Source organism: Salinirubrum litoreum (assembly GCF_020567425.1).
Taxonomy (GTDB): Archaea; Halobacteriota; Halobacteria; order Halobacteriales; family Haloferacaceae; genus Salinirubrum; species Salinirubrum litoreum.
Genome location: NZ_JAJCVJ010000004.1, coordinates 141817 through 162039, shown reverse-complemented (window position 1 = coordinate 162039; position 20223 = coordinate 141817). Strand labels below are relative to the sequence as shown.

Below are 20223 nucleotides of genomic sequence, written 5' to 3'. Positions count from 1 at the left end.
GGTCGCGGGTTACAGTACACCAACTGTTATGCCACTGGGGTTGCTACAATACCATTGGCAAATGCGCGGTCATCAGGGGATTCGACGACGGACGGTAGCACCGCGACCTGACAGTTCATGGTAGCAGACGAGCAGATCGCCCAGAGTAAGGCGATTCAACGGCAGACTGGCAAGACCTTTCACTTCGCCACCCGGCTGTTGCCGGAGCGTGTGCGAGAGGCGACGTACGTACTCTACGCGTTCTTCCGGCTCGCGGACGAGGTTGTCGACGACGTGAACGGCGAGACGCCCGAGGAACAGCGCGCGCAACTGGAGGCGTTCCGCCGGCAGGCGCTCGGCGAGGAACCGGCCGACGACCCGGTGTTGGCGGCGTTCGCGGAGCTACGGGACCGCTACGACATCCCGGACTCGGACGTCCACTCGTTCATCGACGCGATGCTGGCCGACATCGAGAAGAGTCGGTACGCGACGTACGAGGAACTCGAACGGTACATGGACGGCTCTGCGGCCGCCGTGGGCCGGATGATGACGGCCGTGATGGAGACCGAGGAGGCGGAGAAGGCGCTCCCGCACGCCACCGCACTCGGCGAGGCGTTCCAGATGTCGAACTTCCTCCGGGACGTGCGCGAGGACATCGTCGAACGGGACCGCATCTACCTCCCGCAGACGACACTCGCGGAACACGGCGTGAGCGAGGCACAACTCCAGCGCTTCGAGACGGACGACTCGTTCCGGGCGGCGATGGAGGCGGAACTCCACCGCACCGAGTCGCTGTACAAGAACGGCGTCGCGGGCATCAAGTACCTCCCGCAGGACTGCCAGTTCGCGGTCCTGCTGGCGGCGGTGCTGTACGCGGATCACCACCGACTGATCCGTCGGCGGAACTACGACGTGTTGTCGGCGACCCCGTCGCTGTCGACGACCCGGAAGGTCGCGCTGTTCGTGAAGACGCGCTGGCACTGGCAGTGGAACAAGGATCCCGAAGCCGTCTTCCGGAAGGTCTCGACGGTCTCGTACCGCGAGCCGTCGAATCGCGGCGCGGAACGACCCGACCACATGCCGGTTCGCTGAGCTGTCGACGTCCGACGTTACTCGCGGGCCGACTCGACGGCGGCGACCAGTTCTTCGGCGTTCTCGGTCAGCACCTCGTACTCTTCGCGTTCGATGGCACCCCCGTCCACGAGCGCCCCGCCCGCGCCGACGACGAACGCGCCGCTTTCGACGAACTCCCCGGCGTTGTCCGGGCCGATGCCGCCGGTCGGCATGATCTCCAGTTGGCCGAGCGCACCTCGAATCGAGGAGAGATGGCCCGACCCGGCCGACGACGCGGGGAACAGCTTCAGGAAGTCCGCACCCTGCTCGGCGGCCTCGACGGCCTCTGTCGGCGTGTAGATGCCGGGGGCGACGACCGTCCCGTAGCGGTTGCAGGTGTCGACGACCTCGGGATCGAAGTGCGGCGCGACGACGAACTCCGCGCCGGCCCGGATCGCGTCGACTGCGGTACTCGAATCGAGGACCGTCCCCGCGCCGATCACGGCCTCGTCGCCGACCGCCGCGTCGAGGTCGGCGATCATCTCGATGGCGTCGGGGTTGTCGGCGGTGACTTCCAGTGCGGTGACGCCGCCCGCGAGCAGTGCCTCGGCGACCGGCACGATCTGCTCGCCGGGGACGCCCCGGAGGACCGCCACCGCGCCGCTGGCTTCCACTCGCGTCATCACGTCGGACTTGCTTGCCATGCGCGCCAGTGCGTCGGCCGGGCTGAAAAAGCGTACTACTCGGGCGAAAAGCGGTCGAAAGATCCGTGGTTTGGTCGGGCCGCTCAGTTCTGGGTCGACGCGCCGCCGAACGGGTTGGCGTTCGTCATGTTGTGGCGGCACTGGGTCGCCGCAAAGGACAGACCGAAGTCGATGGTGTCGGTCTGGACGACGTTCACGTCGATGTCGTCGGTCGAGTCGAGGCCGAACTTGCGGACCAGTTCAGCCGCCATGTTCTCGTCGGTCGCACTCGGCAGTTGGCCGAAGCCCATGCCGTCGTCCTGCTGGACGAAGCACGGGAGGTACCACCGGAACGCCACGCAGTGGACGCCCGGATCGTAGCACAGCCCCGGGTCGCCCTGCGGGGGCACGTCCGGGTCGTCCGGATCGTCCGGCGTGTCGTCGCCGTCGTAACAGAAGCTGATGTGGCTGATCGCGGCCGGGTTGTTGCTGGGGTTGAGCGGTGACTCGACCGGCCCGCCGCCGGTCGCCTCGTCGTAGACGTAGACGTTCGCGGCGTTGCCACCCTTCACGATGACGGCGTCGACGCCGAAGTTGGTCTCCCAACTGACGCTGACGATCTCGCCGTCGCGGGTCGACTCGACGACGATCGTGACCTCGCGGCCCTCGCCGATGTCGTAGGTCGTCTCCTCGAGGTCCTCGGACTCGATCTTGACCGCGCGCTGGAGGTCGGCACGGATGTCCGAACAGACCGGGTTACCGGGAACGAGGAGTTGGGTGAGCAGTTCGCCCGATCCTCCGTTGTCGCCGTTGTCGCCGTCGTCGTTGTCGTCGTGGTCGCCGTTCGGGTCCGGGATCTGGATGTCCGCGAGGGGGTTCAGTGCGAGACCCTCACCGGCGGCGTCCTTCAGGCCCGCGAGCGAGCCCCGGTAGATGTACAGTTCTTCGGCCTCGTCGTCGAGGTCGTTGTCGTCGTCGTCCGGGCCGTCGTCGTGGATGTTGTCACAGTCGACGTCGTACCACATCTCGACGTAGATGTAGTCGTCGAGTTCGCCGTCGGCGAACGCGTCCACGCCGGTGTCGCCGGCGGACGCCTCGGGTTCGACGATGCCGGCGTCGGCGTCGTTCTCGCAGGTGAACTGCGTCCAGAGGTACGCGGGGTTGTCACAGATGTGGAGGCTGATCGTCGCCTCGCCCTCGTCCTTCGGCTTCACGTCACGGAGCGTGAACATGATCTCGCTGTCGCCGTCGACGTACGCGAGTTCGTCCTCGTTCACACAGGCGTCGTACCGGCGGGTGAAGTCGGCCCACGCCTGGTTGCCCAGCGCCGGACCGTCGTCGCCGGGGACGATGCCGTCGTCGTCCTCGGGGTCGTCGGTCGTCGAGAGCGCCGGCGCCTCGCTGATGAGGACGGAGTCGGAGCCGGGGATCTCACGGGCCGTGAAGTCACCGATCAGCCCACGGGCGTTGACCTCGTCGGCCGAGAGCCACGGGTTGTACGTCGCGCGATAGTCGACCAGCAGGTCGAGGCGGCCGGCCTGCAGGGACGCGGCGACCGCTTCCTCGTCGCTGAAGAAAGCGGTCGTGCCGAGTCCTGCACCGGCCGAAGCGATACCGATGGCACCCAGTCCTGCGAGGACCGAGCGCCGGGAGATACGAACGTTGTCGGATGTCATGTGTAGGTTCCCGTCGGGGTATCCCTCGGGAAACGACCCACCGACGGAGTCGAACCGTCACGACGACGGCGTGAAGCCGTGGTCGCGGACCTGGTGTCGGCGGCGTCGACCGCCGCCGGCACCGACCGGTGAGTCACGGGAGACGAGGCGGGCACCTCGCCTCCGTAGCCCAGACACGGGCTGAGTGGGACCCGTGCGTTGGGGACGCAGGGTAGACCCTGCGCCGGTAGACGCGGGGAGAGTCGGCCCAGCGTCCGGGGGTGGGGCGGGACCGGTCTCAGGCGGTCACGCCCGCGAGTGAGTCAGCGAGTGGGACGTTCAGGCGGGCGTCTGGACTTCCTCCTCGCCGAACGGATTGGCGTTCTCCATGTTGTGGCGGCACTGGATCGCCGCGAAGTCGAAGCCGAACTCGATGCTGTCGGTCTGGGCGACGTTCACGTCGAGAGGGAGGTTCTTCGCCGCGAGTTCGTCGGCCAGCGTCTCGGCACCCTCCACGTCCGAGGGCAGGTCGAAGTCCTCGGGTTCGCAGACGAAGTACCAGTCGAAGGCGTAACAGTAGACGCCCGGCGGGAAGCACGCCATGCTGTCGTCGTCGCTGTCCACGCTCGCGGTGCTGAGCGGGATGCCGTTCTCGGCGAGTTCCAGCAGGCCCGCGAGCGAGCCCTGGTACAGGAACGTGTCGCCGCCGGCGATGCTGACCGCGATGTCGGTGAAGGCGTCGACGATCTCCGTCGAGGAGGGGGTGCCGAGCGCGCTCTGGTCGACCGTCGCGACGAGCGCGGTCGAGTCGGTGCTGGCGAGGCCCTCACCGTCGGGGGTGTCGAAGCCGAACGGGCCGGTCGGGCTGTCGAAGCCCGTGCCCATCAGGTCGATGAGTTCGGGGATCGGGAAGCCGTCGACCTGGTACGTGATGGTGTACATCGTGATACCCGCGTCGCGGGCGCGCTGTGCGGCGTCGATCGCCGCCTCTGCGCCGTCGATGTTGTTGTCACCGGCGACGTTCGGGTCGTTCGGGAAGCCGTCGGAGAGGACGATCATGACCTTCTCGGCGTCCGCGCGGGCGCTGTTGCCGGTCCCGTCGATGCCGTTGACGGTGGATTCGGCGTTGTCGCCCAGCAGGACGTTCTTCGCGGCGTTGATGCCGTCCGCGATGGCCGTGCTGCCGCTGTTGGAGATGTCGTCGACTGCGGTGTCGTAGGCGTTCTCGTTGCCGCTCGTGACGGGCGCGAGGTCGTAGTCGAGGTCGGCGTCGCTGTTGTAGGAGATCAGCGCGATCTGGCTGTCGGTCGCCTCTGCGAGGAGCACGTCGTAGAGGTCCTGTGCGCCGAACTTCGCGGAGTCGAGCTTGCCGGGGACTTCGGTGTTCTCGCCGTCGTTACACCCCGCGAAGGGGTTGAGCCACGTCATCGAGCAGGACTTGTCGAAGACGACCGCGATGTCGGCGGCACCGCCGTCGGGGCGGTTGTTACAGTTGACGTCGTCCCAGAGGCGCGCGTAGATGTAGTCGGCGAGTTCGCCGACGTCGGTCGTCGTGTCACCGGCGGAGTCTTCCGGCTCCACGAGGTCGTTCTCCGCGTTCTCGTCGAGGTTAGAGCGGAGCCACAGGAAGGCGGGGTTGCCGCAGGTGTGGATACTGATCGTCGCCTCGCCCTCGTCCTTGGGCTTGACGTCGTTCAGGTCGAACTTCAGGCCCGGTTCGCCGTCGATGTAGATCTGGCCCTCCGGTCCGAGGTAGTCGTCGTCGCCGTCGACGCGGTAGTCGTAGTCGCGGCCGATGAACTCACCGACGCGGTCGATCTCGGCGGCGAGGCTGTTCTCGTCGACGACGTCACAGGCGTCGGACGCGCGGGTGAACTGCGCCCACTCGTTGCCGGTGACGGCGGAGCCGTCTGCGGCGCGGATGTCGGGTGCCTGGCCGACCAGGTAGTTGAACTCCTGGTCCGGGTCCGGGAGCACGTTGCCGTTCACGATGGCTTCGGTCTCGGCCTGCGGGAGCCACGTGTTGTAGGTCGCGCGGTAGTCCAGCTTGAGGTCGAGGCGGCCCGCTTCGAGCGACGCGGCGACCGATTCTTCGTCGCTGAAGAAGGCGGTCGTGCCGAGACCCGCACCGGCGGAGGCGATACCGATGGTCCCGAGCCCGGCGAGCACTTTGCGCCGGGAGACGTTGAATTGGTTGTCTGATGTCATTTGAGGTTTTCCTCCCGGCTGGACGGGACCGCCCGCGCGTCTCGCGTCGGACGGTGGTCGTAGCAGTCGGGAACATCTCCTTCTCCGAGAGCAGGGGCCATAGGTAAGAACCGGCGACAGGTGGCCTAAGCACCCGGTAGAACTGCTCTCGGCGGTGCTCGTGAACCGGTACGGCTGGCGTACCTGCGAGTAGTCGGGGACGGAATCGAGGTCGGGATTGCTCGACGGTAACCGACAGGCGTGGCCGTGGTACGTGGTGCGTACCCCGGTTTAATCCCCCCTCGGGACGCGGAATTTGTTGGACGATCGACGACTGGTTCGAGGTCGGAACAGACTCGCGACCAGATTCTGGAGCAGATGCGGTGGCAGTTCGCCGGTCCCGGGTGCTCGGTCGCCGGTGACAGAGCGGGGCATCCGATCCCGCCAGCAGTCGGTGGAAACGCCGACGACCTGCGAACGAGAGCGAGCGAGAACGTGCCTCTCGTTTTGCCCGAGGCGGGGAAGGACCGAGGTCCGACCTGCCGTGCGGTCGAAGTCGCGGTGCTGTGCTGTCGCGGTCGAGTCCAGTTCGCGGCGACGAACCGCGCGCAGACCGACCACCTCGGCAGTGGGTGAGCATCGCCGAGAGGCACGCGCCTCACGAACGCCAGTCACCACGAACCCCCGTTTCAGAGCCGGTAAGCACCCCGTACCGTCCGAAACACACAGACACCCGGTCCATACCTAATACCGTCAGCCGCGTCACACGATACTGTCGCCCACCCGCGACGGAGAGTCACACGATGCTATTCAGATCCCAGCGCCTGCCGGAGTACGAGATCCACCAGATCCTGTCGAACCCCCGCCGCCGTGAGGCGCTCCGGTATCTCGGCTCCTCCCCCTCTCGGATCAGCGTGCGTGACCTCTCTGAACTCGTCGCCTCCGCAGAGACCGGCGAGGACCCCGCACCCCGCGACGTGCGCGAATCGGTGTACATCTCCCTCCACCAAACCCACCTCCCGCGCCTCCACGACCTCGGCATCGTCGAGTACGACCGCGACCTGAAGGAGGTCGAACTCCTCGATCGCGCCCGCCACGTCGACCTCTACATGGAGGTGGTCACGAAACACGGCATCACGTGGGCCGAGTACTACCGCTCGCTCGGCATCCTCGGCCTCCTGACGATCGTCGCCAGCGAGGCGTCGGTGCCGCTGATCGAGGCGGTCGACCCCCTGCTGTGGGGGTCGGGCTTCCTCGCGCTCTTTGCTGGCTCGACCGCGTACCAACTGTGGGCACACCGCTGGAACGTACTCCGGGCGCTGAAGCGGTGAGACGACTCCGTCCGTGACTCGGTCGTTCGTGTGGACTCGAGTGGATCGGCTGGAGCGAACGGAGACAGGCCGATTGCCGACATCGAGCGGTGAGCGACTGCCGACGACGAGGTCAGAGCCCCCGATCGCGGTCGGTCTCGTTCGAATCCGCGTCCCGTCGTGTCGTCACCGGCGAGCGGTCGGTGTGTCGTCACCGGCGAGCGGTCGGTGTGTCGTCACTGGTGACCACCGGGCGTCGCGGCGTCTCGGTGGGGAGTCCGGCGGTCGCAGTAGCGTCCCCCCGCCTCCCCGACTGCTGGCGACGCGGCCTGCGAGCAGGCCCTCGCTGTCGCTCGGACACTGCTCGGTCGGGTCGCCAGCAGATCGCGTCCGGTCGGACTCCGGCCCGTCGTCGCGTCGCCGTGTGGCGACAGAGTCGTCGTGTGGTCGGCACGTGGCACCCCGACTATCCGGACGGAGTCACACCCGGAGCGACCGGCCAGTTCACATCAGGTCTTCGAGCTGATCGTTGGCGAAGGCGTCGGCCGGGTCCTCGTCCGGTTCCTCGGCGTCCCGCACCGCCTGCCGAGCGCGTTCCATGAACTCCGCCAGTCGCTGGGTCCCCTCGACGCCCGCGAGCAGGACCAGCGACGCCAGTCGCTCGCTACCGAGCGGGAAGTCGCCGCCGCGAACCTCCATGCTGTTCGTCTCGTCTTCGAGCCAGCGTCGGGACTTCTCGACTCCCTTTCGCGGGATGCGATCCGGCTGGCCGGCGACGACCAGCAGCGCGCTGTCGGCGTCGGTCGCGTTCGGGAGGCTCGCACCCGACAACACCGCGCGCCGACTCGTGGACATCACCGTGTTGATGTTCTCCTCGGCCGACTCTGAGGACTCTGCACTGGCGTAGCCCAGGGAGGCGATACCACCCGATCGCAGGGTGTTGATCACCTCGCTCGTGTCCACGACGCTCTCGCCGACCCCTTCGACTGCCTCGCCGGAGGCGAGCAGCAGGCCGATCCGGCGGGCGATGGCCTCGTTGATCGCGTCGAACCCTTCTTCGACACTCTCACCCGACGACCGGAAGGCGTCGTTGTCCACCAGCAGGACCGAGTCGGCCTCGCGGGCGAACGTCTTCAGCGAGCGCCCGGCGTTGGCCTGGTAGATCGCTCCCTCGTCTCTGCCGGGGAGGATGCCGAGGCCGTAGATGGGCACGTCGTAGACGCGCTGGAGTTCCCTCGCCAGCGCGGGTGCGCCGCCCGATCCCGTGCCGCCGCCGAGTCCGGCGACGACCCAGATGGCCTCCGCCTTCGAGGAGATGCGGCCGTCGAGGGCGTCCATCACTTCGAGCGCGTCGGCCTGCATCACTTCCGCACCGAGTTCGTTGTCGCCGCCGACGCCGTGGCCGTTGACGCGATCCTGTCCGATCAACACCGTGTCGAGGGGGAGGGGCTGGAGGTCCGCTTTCGCGGTGTTGACGGCGATGGCTTCGGAGACCGCACCGAACTCCATCCGCGCGTCGAACTCCGCGAGTGCCGTGGCGAGCTTGCCGCCCGCCTGTCCGACACCGATCAGGACGGTCTTCATACACGAAACCACTCCCCCGCCCGACTTTAACGTTCCCCACGAACGTTTTTGACCGAAACCGGTACCAAGCTCGCTCGTGTCCGATTTCACCGTCTCCGCCAGTGACGCCGACGCGACCCAGTCGATCCCCGAATCGGGGGAGAAAGAGAACTATCCTGACACGAGATCCGGCGACCGACGGCCAGCACTCGACGCACGGCTCACCGCGCTCGAACGTGCCGTCACCGACGGCGAGACCGACGTCCACACGCTGGCCGACAGCGCGACGATGGACGGCCGACTCGACGACCTCGAAGCTCGCACCAGCGAGATCGAGACCAGACTGGACGAACTCGACGCCGCGATCCAGTCGCTCCGGGGCTACGTCGGCGCGGTTCGGGCGGTGAACCGCGAGGTCGAACGCCGGGCCGACGCGGCGCTCGCCGCCGTCGACCGACTCGACGACGCCGACGACGCCGGGGCGGTCGATCTCGATCTCCCCGATGCGGGCGACTCGTCCGAAGACGGGATCGACCGGACAGCAGACGAACTCCCGGCCGACGAGACGACAGAGACGCCACCGGACGCAGGCGACGGCAGCGACTTCGCCGACCGGGTCCGCGACCTGCTGTGATCCGGGCGGTTCTCGCTGTCTGTCTCGCGGTCAGCCTGCTGGGTGTCGCACTCCCCGCCGTCGAGAACGCGAGCAGTGACCACTCGGCGAGACTCGCCGACGCCGAACTCACTCGACTTCGGGCGACGCTCACCGACCTCGCGGCGACCGACGACGCGCTCCCGGCCGACAGCCCCGGCGCACGCCGCCTCGTCACGCTCCGGATTCCGACCCCGGACCTGACTGCCGCACCGGTGGCGTACCTCGCAGTCGGTGGCGTCCCCGACAGCGACTCCCGACCCGGGACCGGATCGACTCCGGATCGACTCGCCTACCGACTCGACGGCGGCCAGCCACGGACGATCACCGTCCCGGTCGACCTCCGCACCGCCGACCGCGACCCACTCGTCTTTCGGAGTCCCGGCCGCCACCGACTCAGGTGCCGACTCCTCGCCGACGACGCCGGCGTCGGGGTCCACGTCGAACGCGTCGGCTGAGAGACCGGAACGAACGAGCGCGACCGACCTCGGGTCGGCACCCAGAGGTTGAAATACCGGCGCGCGACCACCGACGGCGTGCCACTCCGCGACAGCCTCGACCGACACCTCCCGTTCGACGTGGGAGCCGACGACGCCACCGGGCCACCCACCGGCGACTGTGGCTGTGTCCCGACCTTCGAGACAGCACCCGGCAGTGACGCCGCCCTCGACACCGGCGCGGGCACCACCCCCGGCGCGGGCGTCACACTCGTTCTCGACGCCGAGCACTGCCCGCTCCGCGGCGATCTGACGACACCGGACTGCCGGGCGACGGTCGTCTCCGCGCTCACCGGACGCGACGCCGAGAGCGTCAGAGTCCGAGCAGACGGACTCGACCGCCGGTACGTCGGCGAGTCGGCGACACTGCTCCTCGCCGCCGGGCGGTTCGCTGAGCACGTCCGCACGCACGACGCCGAACTCGCGTGTCTCGCACACCGGCACCCGCGTCGGGCCGCCCACCGAGCGACCGGCCGCGCCGGCCCGGTCGCCCGCACCGCAGCCGAGACCGGACTCACGGAGTGTGTCCGGCGACTCGACCCACCGGACGAGAGTGACGGCTTCGGCCCTCGACTCTCCCCGACGGTCGCTGGCTCGTGGGTGCGACGCGACCCGCCGACCGACGCCGAACTCGCAGACGTGACCGACCTGCCGACCGGCGGGGTCGCCAGAGTCTACGACACACCGCGTGCCACCCGACGCTACCACCTCTCGCCCGACTGGTTCGAGTTCCCTCCCGCTGCGACAGCCACGCTGGGCGCCGCCTACCGCGTCCTCGCGGCAGGCGAAGTCTCCGGCGGCGACCGTGCGCCGGGACGGGCAGTGCGAGCAGTCGTGGATCGAGACGAACCCGGTATCGACGTCCCACCGAGTCGGATCACCGCCGTCCTCCGCCGGCACACGCGGGGACTCGGCGTCCTCGAACCGCTGTTCGCCGACCCGCGCGTCTCGGACGTGTACGCCACTGCACCCGTGACCGAAGGGACACTCCGCGTCGTCGTGGACGACGAACCGATGGCCACCAACGTCGGTCTCACGCAGAGCGGTGCCGAGTCGCTCGCCTCGCGGTTCCGGCGAACCAGCGGCCGGGCGTTCTCCCGCGCAGAGCCGACGCTGGACGCGACCGTGACGCCCGAGACCGACGCCCGCGACCGAGTTCGCGTCGCCGGCGTCACCGACCCCGCGAGCGACGGCCCGGCGTTCGCCTTCCGGGCACACGACCGCGAGGCGTGGACACTGCCGGGACTGATCGCCTCCGGAACGCTCCCAGCCGACGCCGCCGCGCTGCTCTCGGTCGCCGTCGAGCGTGCTGTCTCCGGGTTGATCGCCGGCACACGCGGGGCCGGGAAGACGACGACGCTCGGTGCGCTGCTGTGGGAACTGCCGGCCGTCACCCGGACGGTGGTCGTCGAGGACACGCCGGAACTCCCGGTGGCCGCGCTCCAGCGCGAGGACAGAGACGTGCAGGCACTCCGGACGACGACCGACGACGGGCCGAGCGTCTCGCCGACCGACGCCCTCCGGACCGCACTCCGACTCGGCGAGGGCGCACTGGTCGTCGGCGAGGTTCGCGGCGAGGAGGCGAGCGTGTTGTACGAGGCGATGCGCGTCGGGGCCGGCGGGAGCACGGTCCTCGGAACCATCCACGGCGAGGGCGGCGAGTCGGTGAAGGAGCGTGTCGTCGCCGACCTGGGCGTCCCCGAATCCTCCTTCGCCGAGACCGACCTGCTCGTCACCTGCTCGGTCGGCGACGGCGCGTCCGGTGGCAGGGACGCGGCCGGCGCGTCGACGCCGGGCCGGCACGTCGCCAGTATCGAGGAGGTCCAACGAACCGACGACGGCGTGGGGTTCGACCCGCTGTTCACCCGCACTGGATCGGGAACTGCGTCGGGAGACGCGAGCGACAACCCACCGATCGGACTCGCGGCGACCGGACGAATCGAACGCGGTAACAGCCGACTCGTCGCCGGCCTCACGCGACCCGAGGAGTCGTACGCCGACCTGCTCGACCTGCTCTCCGACCGGGAGGCGCTACTCGCAGACCTCGCCGAGACCGACCGGACCCGCCCGGCAGACGTGGTCGCGGCGTACCGCGACCGCCGGAGGCGCTGACGGTGAGCGACCGACTCTCGTCCACCGCGACGACCGACCGATCCGAGCGAACCACCCGGCTGGTCCGCCTCGCGGTCGCGCTGTCGGCCTGTTGTCCGGCTTCGCTCGTCCCGCCGGACACGCTCCCGGCACCGAGTGGGGACCTCCGCCGTGCGCTCTCCTTTCTCGGCGTGAGCGTCACGCCACACGGGGTCCCCTCACTCGACGCCGAGACGGTCGTCCGGGCCGGCTTCGGTGCCGGTCTGCTCGCGGGGCTGCTCGGCTTCCCGGTCGCGCTGTTCTGCTCGCTTCTCGTGCCCGCACTCCGACTCGCGGCACTCCCGGCGGTGCCGGCCGTCGCACTCGGCACCGCGCACACGGTCCACCGACTCCCAGTCTGGCTGGCCCGTGTCCGTCGGACACGCGCACTCGGCCGTGTCACGGGGTTGTTCGGACGTGCGGTCCTCCGGATGCGGATCGAACCGAGTCCGGAACGCTCGGCGGTGTTCGCCGGTCGAACCGGGACCGGCCCGCTGGCCGACAGCCTCGCGGCGCACGCTCGGCGGGCACGCGGGACGCCCCGCTCCGGGTTCGCCGGCTTCGCCGAGGAGTGGCGCGACTGGCTCCCGGCGGTCCGGCGTGCGACCGCACTGGTGGACGCCGCCGGAGACGCGCCGCCGGGTGAACGCGCCCGAACACTCGACCGGGCGCTGTCGGCCGTCCTCGACGGGACCCACGACCGACTGACCGCGTTCGCGGGCGAGATTCGCGGCCCGGCGACCGGGCTGTACGCCTTCGGGGTCCTGCTCCCCCTCGCGCTACTCGGCGTGCTCCCGGCGGCCCGTGTCGCCGGGGTCGGCGTCGGTCTCGTCCACCTCGTCCTGTTGTACGACGTGGTGCTCCCAGTCGGCTTGCTCGCCGTGTCCGCGTGGCTCCTGACGCGTCGGCCGGTCGCGTTCCCGCCGCCGCGAGTCGGTCGAGACCACCCGGACGTCCCGACCGACGCCCGGCGCACGCTGGTCGCGGTGGTCGGTGGAGGAGTGCTCGCGGGGGGCGTCACCGGCGTGGTCGTCGCCGAGTGGGCGGTCCCGGTGGCGGTCCTCGGGGCCGGGATCGGCGCGGGCTGTCTCGTCCGGTTCCGGCCGATCAAACAGGTTCGGGACCACGCGCGGGCCGTCGAGTCGGGGCTGGACGACGCGCTGTACCTCGTCGGTCGGCGCGTGCTCGAAGGCGAGTCCGTCGAGACCGCGCTCACCCGTGTCGGTTCTGAACTCTCGGACGAGACGGGTGAGGTCGTCGCCGACGCCAGCCGCCGGAGTCGAGTGCTCGATCTCGGTGTCCGGCAGGCGTTCGTCGGCGACCTCGGCGCGCTCCGAGACGTACCGAGTCAACGCGCCCGGGGGACCGCCGAACTGCTCGCGCTGGCGGCCAGCGAGGGTCGTCCGGCCGGCGAGGCGGTCGTCGCGTTGGCGGATCACCTCGGCGACCTCAGGCGCGTCGAGACCGACGCGCGACAGGAACTCCGGCAGGTGACGGGGACACTCGCCAGCACCGCCGCGCTGTTCGGGCCACTCGTGGCCGGCGCGACGGTGGCACTCGCAGACGGGATGGCCGGTGCCGGGAGGTCGACGACGACCGCGTTGACCGGTGCGGGTGCGAGTGCCGGTGGTGCTGGCACGGCCGCCGGCACGCTGGCGACCGCCGACCTCGGCGTCGCAGTCGGTGTCTACACCCTCCTGTTGACCGTCGTCCTCACGGCGCTGTCGGTCGGACTCGAACACGGATTGGATCGGGCACTCGTCGGCTACCGTGTCGGCATCGCGCTGCTGTCGGCGACCGCGACGTTTCTGGCGAGCGTCCTGGGTGCCGGACTGTTGGTGTGAGTGGTGACGAGTGCGGACCGGGTCGCGGCGAGTTCGACCGGACCAGTACGCTGAGGTTTAAATCGGAGACCGAGACCACTCCGGTCCATGTTCGACGCCCCCGTCGATGCGTGGTACGTCTGGCTCGGGCTGGCGGTCGCCAGCCTCGCAGTGTTCGGCAGTGCGAGTTCGCTTCCCACCACCCCGCCGCCGGACGCAGCCGGTGTCGCCGACACGGTCGATTCTGTGGCGGCCGACGAGTACGAGACGACCGCCGAACACCCGCTGTCGGTCTCGGCGGTGCGCGTCGGCCCACACCGCCTCGCGCTGCGGAACGACGCCGGGACGAGTCACGCCGAGTTCGCCTTCGGCCCGGTGACGCCCGTCGCCCGCGACTCCCGACTGGAGCGCGTCCTGCACGGGACGCCGGTCGACGTGGCCTTCGAGGACCGACGGGCGTTCCAACAGGCCGTGATCGACGCCCGGACCCGAGAGCCGACGTGGACAGCAGTCGATCGCTCGCTGATCGTTCGCCGCGTCTCGTGGGAGGGGCAGGATGTCACGCTCGTCGGTGTGTGACGGGGCTGTCGGCGACGCCGACTGCGATGTCGATTTCGGCACCGAGGACACCCGCGGGCAGGTCGAGCCACTCGCCGCGCTCGCGGCGGTCTTCGCGGTCTGTGTGGGACTCGCACTCTACGGCGGCGTCCTCTCCTCGGTGACACCCGAGACGAGTCGGAACCTCGCCGAGCCGACGCTGGATCGCGTTCACGACCGCGTTTCGACCGGCGGGGTGGCGGTGCCGGAGCGACTCGACGCCGCGAGGGCTGTCGGTCCGGAGGGGTACGACCTGAACCTCTCGCTGACGGCAGACGACCGCCGATGGTCGGTCGGGGAGACACCACCGCAGTCGACGACCGACACGGCGAGCCGGCCCACGGGCGTCCGAATCGTCCCCGGCCGAGTCGACCCCGGTCGACTCCGCGTGGTGATCTGGTCGTGACGAGCACCGTCCTCGACGCGGCGGTCTGTCTCCTGCTCGTCAGTGCGGGAGCCGTGACGCTGGTGACGGTGCCGGACGCGGGGGGTGTCGCTCCGGAGGCGGGCGCCGGCGGAGATGCGGTCGTGGGCGGTGTCGCCGACGCCGACGACCCCGACCGCGCCGACGCACTGGCGACGACGCTGACCACCGCGACCGCGTCGGTGAACTACACGCTCGCCCCCGGAGCACGCCGAGCGAACGGAACGCGAGTGGCCTTCCCGCACACCGACGGACCCCAGTTCGAGCGCACGAGTCGGGGAACACTCGCCGGTCTGCTGGTGGACGCGACTCTCGCTGGTATCCGCGTGGAGGGCAGTCGACTTGATCACACCGGCGACGACTTCCGACGCGGCGTGCGCGCCCGCACCCTCGAAGCGGTCGGGGCGAACACGCAGGTCGTCGCCGTCTGGCGACCGACAGCCGAGGGACCGGTCGACGGACGGGTCGTCGTCGGTCCCGACCCACCGGCCGACCGATCGGTCCACGCCGCCGTGGTTCGCGCACCGACTGGCTTCGCCGGCGGTCACGACTCGGCTTGGACGACTGCAGACGGCGCACGCCCGGCCGAGCAGGCCACCGACGAGACGCGCGCTCCCGATCCGGCGGCGGGCGAGGAGCGCGAGCGACTCGCCCGCCGTGTCGCCGGGGCGGTCGTCACCGGTCTCCTCCCACCGAGCGAGACGCGCTTCGCACTCCACGGCGACTACCCGGTGTCCGCGCTGACCCGGCACCGCTACCTCCGACTGGCACACCTGTTCGGGGTCGACCTCGACGGGAGCATCGCCGAGGACCCGGCAGAGACGAACGTGACTCGTGCCACTCGACTGCTCACGGCTGGTCTCGCGGACAGTCTCTCGCAGTCGTTCCGGCAGTCGGCGTCGTCTCCGGGAGTGGACGGCCCGGAGATCACAGTCGGACGGGTCCGGATCACGGTCCGGACGTGGGGGGCGTCGTGAGACTCGCAGACGACCGCCGGGGGCGCGTCCCCTTCGCGCTCGTCGGCGTCCTGCTCTTGCTCGGCAGTACGACCTTCGCGGTCACCCTGTCGACACAGCAGACACCGGCCGCGCCGGACGAGGACGTCCAGACCGCGATGGAGCGCGCCGAGGCGTCTGCCGGCGGGGCGGTGCGAGAGGCCACCGACGCCGCCGCGCGTGACGCCGCCCGAAATCCGGTCCTCGACCCGGCGGACACGCCTGCCGGTCGGGTGCTGAACGACTCGACCGCCTTCCGCGACGCGCTCCGACTCCGCATCTACCACGCGGTCCGCGACCGATTCACCGCAGTCGAGAGTCGCTCAGGGGACGTGGTCGCGAGTCCGTCGCTCCCGCCGACACCGAACGCCAGCGCGCTCCGGCGGGCGAAAGGCCGCGTTCAGATCGCCGGTGTCCAGAACGGGACCGCACTGCGCGTCACGGTCGAGAACGTGTCGATCACGGCCCGCGAGCAGAGTCGCGGCAGTTCGACTTCCGGTGCCGGTATCGGGGCAGACGAGTCTACCGACCGCCCCGAGCAGACCGACACTAGCGGTCCGATCGTGGGCGAGGAGGACGAGACGATCACGCTGACGGTCGAGACGCCGGCCCTCGCGCTCCACGAGCGGACCGAACGATTCGAGGAACGACTGAACACCGGTGCACTCGAGGGGTCGGGACTCGGCCGGCGACTCACCGCAGAACTGTACGTCATCACGTGGGCACGAGGCTACGCACAGTACGGCGGCCTCCCGATCCAGAACGTCCTCGGGAACCACCACGTCGAGGTGGCGACGAACGGCGGCATCGTCCGGGAACAGCGCGCCGTCTTCGGGCGGGCCGATCCGGACGCGAAGGCCGGAACGACGCGACTCGCCCTCCACGCAGGACACGAAGACCTCGCAGTGCTGACGGGCGGGAGCAAGGTCCCGTCGGCCAGACTCGCGCTGAAAGAACGTCGGAAGATACACGACGGCGGCAAGAGCCTGCCGGGGTACGACCGAGCGGCGGGTACGCCACGCGCGACCGACAGCATCTCGGTCGGGGTGAACCGGACGGCCGACGTCGCGCTGGTCGGCCTGACGACCGAGTCGAACGAACAGCGCGACACGGTCGCAACGACGACCGACGCGGAGAACCGGTCGCTCGACACCGTCCTCGCAGACGCCTACGAGCCGAGAGTCCGTCTCGTGACCGCGACACGCGAGATCGAAGACGGGGACGAACCGGCACCCGACGCACCCGGTTCCGACTGGGACCTCGTCGGGAGCGATACCGAGCGATCCACGTCGGTCCGGCAGACTGCACGGGCCCCCGACCCGACGGTCCCGGACGGGTCCCACCGACTCGGCACCTTCGACCGCGTCGTCGTCGAACGCCACCACGTCACCCGCGAGTGGCGGCGCGGCAACGAGACGCAGACGACACGCGCCTCGTGGACCGACCGCACCGCCGTCGGTGTCGCGGTCGTCGGTGACCACCTCCCAGCGGAGGTACCCGACCAGCGAGTCAACCCGATCCACGAGACCGGCGGCGCGCTGGACGGCCCGAACCTGCGAGGCGTCCCGGCGGCCGCCAGTGACGCACTCGTCGATTCGCAGGGCGGCCCGGACCGGGTGGCAGAGCGCGTCGTGACCGGCGAACTCGACAGCCGACAGACCCGCGTCGCGGGTGACCGACCGCCCGAACTCGCTCGGTGGGTGCGAGCCGACCTCGTCCGCCTCCGGAACCGCGTGGCGAACGTGTCGGTGACGGTGCGCCGTGGGAAGGTCGCCACCGCGAGGGCGAACCCACCGGCCCGACTGGCAGAGCGGATTCGCGACCGGCGGACGGACCTGTTGTCCGTGCCGCCGCGCCGGTACGACGGGATCGCCGACGTCGCACTGGTGGCCGCGCGGGCGGCGTATCTCGACCGCGTGGTCGCGCGACTGGAAGCACGCGCCGAGCGCACCGAGACGACGAACGGGAAGGTGGGCGAGGCGTTGGCGAACACCGGCGCACCCGCACGCGACAGTCTCGGCGAGTTCCTGCGGTCGAGTCGAACGCGGACGACGCCCGAGCGACAGCAGTTGGCCGAGGGTCCCGGCACGCCCGTGACCGTCGTACCGGACGGATCGCCGGCCGTGCTGACCGTCGTCGGCGTGACGCGGGAGCACGTTCCCGAGGTCGCACCGGGACACACCTACGAACCGATGGCGGCCCGGACGACCAACGTGTTCACCGTCCCCTCGGGCGAGATCGCAGACGGTGTCATCTCGTCGGTCGCCGGGAAACAGGGTCACGTGTCGGTCGGGACCGCCGGCAAGCGACTCCAGCAGGCGAACGGGACGCTGCGACACGCCGACGATCCGGAGTTTCGCGTCCACCGGAACAGCCTCCGACGGACGCTCTCGGAGCGAATCTCGCAGGCCGAAACGCGGGCACGAGAGGTACTGGGGCAAGAAACCGACCTCTCGGCGTCGGCGCGTCGTCGAGCGGTGAGTCGTGGCGTCGCGCGCTGGAACACGACCGGCGAGCGGGCGGTCGCACTCGGTGACGGATCACTGGCGACGGCTGTCGCGGCGGCAGCGGTCGACGCGGGTGCGACGGAGGGACCGGATGCGCCGAGTTCGCAGGCCGTCGAGAGCCGCCTCGAGGTCGCACTCTCCGCCCCCGAGTTTCAGCGGGCTGTCGCCGTCCCGGTCGGTGACGTGAAACCGATCGACCGGTACGCCGAACAGGTCGCCCGCGAACTGGTGAAAGAAGGGATGAAGCGCGGCGTCTCGAACGCGACCGAGTTGGCGAGAGAACGGTGGACCGACGACGTGCTCGGGTCGGTCCCGGCCGGGCTTCCGGTGGCACCGGTGCCGGGCTACTGGTACGCGACGATCAACGTCTGGGACGTGAGAGTGCGCGGGCAGTACGCCCGGTTCACGGTCCGGGCGCGGACCGGCGGGCCGACGGACCCGGACGCGGCGGTCGCGTACAGCCGAGACGGCGAGGCCGTGCGGTTCGACACCGACGAGGATGGGACGAGAGAACGACTCGGCTGGAACGATCCGGTCGACTTCGAACAGCGCACGGCGGTCGTGATCGCGGTCCCGCCGAACGGGAACGGTGTCGGCGACGTGGACGGGAACGCCGACGAGCGCTCGCCGGGGTGGCCGACGCCGGGTTGTCGTGCGCAGAACTGTCTCGCCGAGGGGAACGCGAGCAGGAGTCGGTTCGACGGCCGAGGACTCGCGGAGAGCGCGCTGGGCGGGCGCGGTGAACAACTGTTTTAGCCGACCGCCCCCCAGCACGACTATGCTCCACGATGTCGTCGCCGAACCCGGCGAACTCTCGCCGGCCGAGTTGCGCGCCGAGTACGACGCGCTCCTCCGGTCGGTCGTCGAGACGGTCGGTGTGGATCGAGTCGTCGCCGAGACGGACCTGTCGCGCGAGACGGTCGAGGCACTCGCTGCTGGCGAGTCGGCCGAGTCGGTCGCGTTGACCGTCACCGAAGCGGCCGCGATTCTGGGTCTCTCGGACGAGGTGCCCGACGCCGAGGTGGTCGTGCTGGAACTGCGCGACCACCTGCTGATGGGGATGACGACCGGCGTGCTGGACGTCGACACGATCTCGGCCGAGATCGACGCGGACCTGACGGGACAGGAGGTCCAGCAGGCGCTGGAGGGTCGCACCGAGATGACCCTCGACGAACTGGCGGCGATCCACCGGTTCGTCGCCGCCAGCCAGCGATGAGGGTCGCGGTTCTCGGCTGTGGCTACGTCGGACTGGAACTCGGCCGCCAGTTGTCGGCCGCGGGCCACGAGGTCGTCGGCGTCCGGCGCTCAGAGTCGGGACTCGCGGCAGTCGAGTCCGCCGGCCTGGAGGCCGTCGAGGCAGACGTGACCGACGCCGAGTCGCTGGCAGACGTGCCGGACGCCGACTGGGTGGTGTTCGCCGCGAGTTCCGGCGGGCGCGGTGCCGAGGCGGCACGGTCGGTGTACGTCCAGGGACTGCGGACCGCCATCCGGCAGTTCGGCTCCCGAGACGAACGCCCCGACCGACTGATCTACACCTCCTCGACCGGTGTGTACGGCGATCACGGCGGCGACTGGGTCGACGAGGAGACGCCCATCGAGCCGACGACCGAGAAGACGGAGGTGCTCGCCGAGGCCGAGCGTGTGGCCCGTGAGGTGTCGGCCGAGTACGGCATCGACGGGACTGTCGCCCGGTTCGCGGGACTGTACGGGCCGGATCGGTACCGACTCTCGCGATATCTGCAGGGACCGGTGACGGCTGGTTACCTCAACATGGTCCACCGGGACGACGCGGCCGGTGCGGTCGCGTACCTCCTCAGAGAAGACCTACTCCGGGACGACGTGGTCGTCGTCGTGGACGACGAACCCGTCTCGAAACACGAGTTCGCCGACTGGCTGGCCGACGAGTGTGGCGTGGACCGGCCCGAGAAGCGGTCGAAACAGGAGCGACTGGCGGCGGGTGAGCTCTCGGAGGCCGCCGAACGCCGGATCCTGACGAGCAAACGGTGCTCGAACGAGCGACTGCGCGGGCTGGGCTACGAGTTCCGGTACCCGACCTTCCGCGAGGGGTACCGTGACGCGATCCGGGCGTACAGCCCCGAGTCGTAGGAACTCGGCCGATTCGGCGGGAGTCGGGCTGGCCGCACCGGCGGAGAATCGTGTCCTTTCTC

General features: G+C 69.9%; 16 protein-coding genes. 12 read left to right on the top strand and 4 right to left on the bottom strand.

Annotated features, from left to right (window positions below; all coding sequences use genetic code 11):
• Positions 1 to 117: 117 nt before the first annotated feature.
• Positions 118 to 1071, top strand: coding sequence for a phytoene/squalene synthase family protein (locus LI337_RS19300; protein ID WP_227231566.1), 954 nt, complete (start codon positions 118 to 120; stop codon positions 1069 to 1071).
• A gap of 17 nt (positions 1072 to 1088) precedes the next feature.
• On the opposite strand, the gene LI337_RS19295 is transcribed toward LI337_RS19300, so the two are convergent.
• From LI337_RS19295 to LI337_RS19285, 3 genes are all read right to left on the bottom strand, one after another.
• Positions 1089 to 1736, bottom strand: coding sequence for a bifunctional 4-hydroxy-2-oxoglutarate aldolase/2-dehydro-3-deoxy-phosphogluconate aldolase (locus LI337_RS19295; protein WP_227231565.1), 648 nt, complete (start codon positions 1734 to 1736; stop codon positions 1089 to 1091).
• An 83-nt stretch (positions 1737 to 1819) separates the two neighbouring features.
• Entirely contained in the window at positions 1820 to 3391 is a 1572-nt protein-coding gene (locus LI337_RS19290; protein ID WP_227231564.1) for a SipW-dependent-type signal peptide-containing protein, read from the bottom strand.
• 318 nt (positions 3392 to 3709) lie between these two features.
• On the bottom strand, positions 3710 to 5578 hold the full coding sequence (locus LI337_RS19285) for a vWA domain-containing protein (protein WP_227231563.1): 1869 nt from the start codon (positions 5576 to 5578) through the stop codon (positions 3710 to 3712).
• 782 nt (positions 5579 to 6360) lie between these two features.
• Between LI337_RS19285 and LI337_RS19280 the strand changes: the two genes are divergently transcribed.
• The gene (locus tag LI337_RS19280) at positions 6361 to 6888 is read left to right on the top strand and encodes a DUF7344 domain-containing protein (RefSeq protein WP_227231562.1); all 528 of its coding nucleotides are present in this window, start codon (positions 6361 to 6363) and stop codon (positions 6886 to 6888) included.
• 483 nt (positions 6889 to 7371) lie between these two features.
• On the opposite strand, the gene LI337_RS19275 is transcribed toward LI337_RS19280, so the two are convergent.
• Positions 7372 to 8451, bottom strand: coding sequence for a tubulin/FtsZ family protein (locus LI337_RS19275; protein ID WP_227231561.1), 1080 nt, complete (start codon positions 8449 to 8451; stop codon positions 7372 to 7374).
• A 76-nt stretch (positions 8452 to 8527) separates the two neighbouring features.
• Here LI337_RS19275 and LI337_RS19270 point away from each other — a divergent pair, with 76 nt between their 5' ends.
• From LI337_RS19270 to LI337_RS19225, 10 genes are all read left to right on the top strand, one after another.
• Entirely contained in the window at positions 8528 to 9064 is a 537-nt protein-coding gene (locus LI337_RS19270) for a DUF7310 family coiled-coil domain-containing protein (protein WP_227231560.1), read from the top strand.
• Positions 9061 to 9540: a DUF7311 family protein gene (locus LI337_RS19265; protein ID WP_227231559.1), complete on the top strand. Its 480-nt coding sequence runs from the start codon at positions 9061 to 9063 to the stop codon at positions 9538 to 9540. Before LI337_RS19270 ends, LI337_RS19265 begins: the two co-directional genes overlap by 4 nt.
• Before the next feature lie 78 nt (positions 9541 to 9618).
• Positions 9619 to 11691, top strand: a complete 2073-nt coding sequence (locus LI337_RS19260) for an ATPase, T2SS/T4P/T4SS family (RefSeq protein WP_227231558.1) — start codon at positions 9619 to 9621, stop codon at positions 11689 to 11691.
• Positions 11692 to 11750: 59 nt separating this feature from the next.
• Positions 11751 to 13553 carry a type II secretion system protein gene (locus LI337_RS19255; RefSeq protein WP_264475176.1) on the top strand — a complete coding sequence of 601 codons (1803 nt, stop codon included), beginning with the start codon at positions 11751 to 11753 and terminating at the stop codon, positions 13551 to 13553.
• 87 nt (positions 13554 to 13640) lie between these two features.
• The gene (locus LI337_RS19250; protein ID WP_227231556.1) at positions 13641 to 14111 is read left to right on the top strand and encodes a DUF7283 family protein; all 471 of its coding nucleotides are present in this window, start codon (positions 13641 to 13643) and stop codon (positions 14109 to 14111) included.
• Complete coding sequence (locus tag LI337_RS19245) at positions 14089 to 14535, top strand: DUF7285 family protein (RefSeq protein WP_227231555.1); 447 nt, start codon at positions 14089 to 14091, stop codon at positions 14533 to 14535. Before LI337_RS19250 ends, LI337_RS19245 begins: the two co-directional genes overlap by 23 nt.
• Complete coding sequence (locus LI337_RS19240) at positions 14532 to 15530, top strand: DUF7284 family protein (protein ID WP_227231554.1); 999 nt, start codon at positions 14532 to 14534, stop codon at positions 15528 to 15530. The genes LI337_RS19245 and LI337_RS19240 overlap by 4 nt, the downstream gene beginning before the upstream one ends.
• Positions 15527 to 18811: a DUF7286 family protein gene (locus LI337_RS19235; RefSeq protein WP_227231553.1), complete on the top strand. Its 3285-nt coding sequence runs from the start codon at positions 15527 to 15529 to the stop codon at positions 18809 to 18811. Before LI337_RS19240 ends, LI337_RS19235 begins: the two co-directional genes overlap by 4 nt.
• A gap of 22 nt (positions 18812 to 18833) precedes the next feature.
• Positions 18834 to 19271, top strand: coding sequence for a DUF5791 family protein (locus LI337_RS19230; protein ID WP_227231552.1), 438 nt, complete (start codon positions 18834 to 18836; stop codon positions 19269 to 19271).
• On the top strand, positions 19268 to 20161 hold the full coding sequence (locus tag LI337_RS19225; protein ID WP_227231551.1) for an SDR family oxidoreductase: 894 nt from the start codon (positions 19268 to 19270) through the stop codon (positions 20159 to 20161). Before LI337_RS19230 ends, LI337_RS19225 begins: the two co-directional genes overlap by 4 nt.
• Positions 20162 to 20223: the final 62 nt, after the last annotated feature.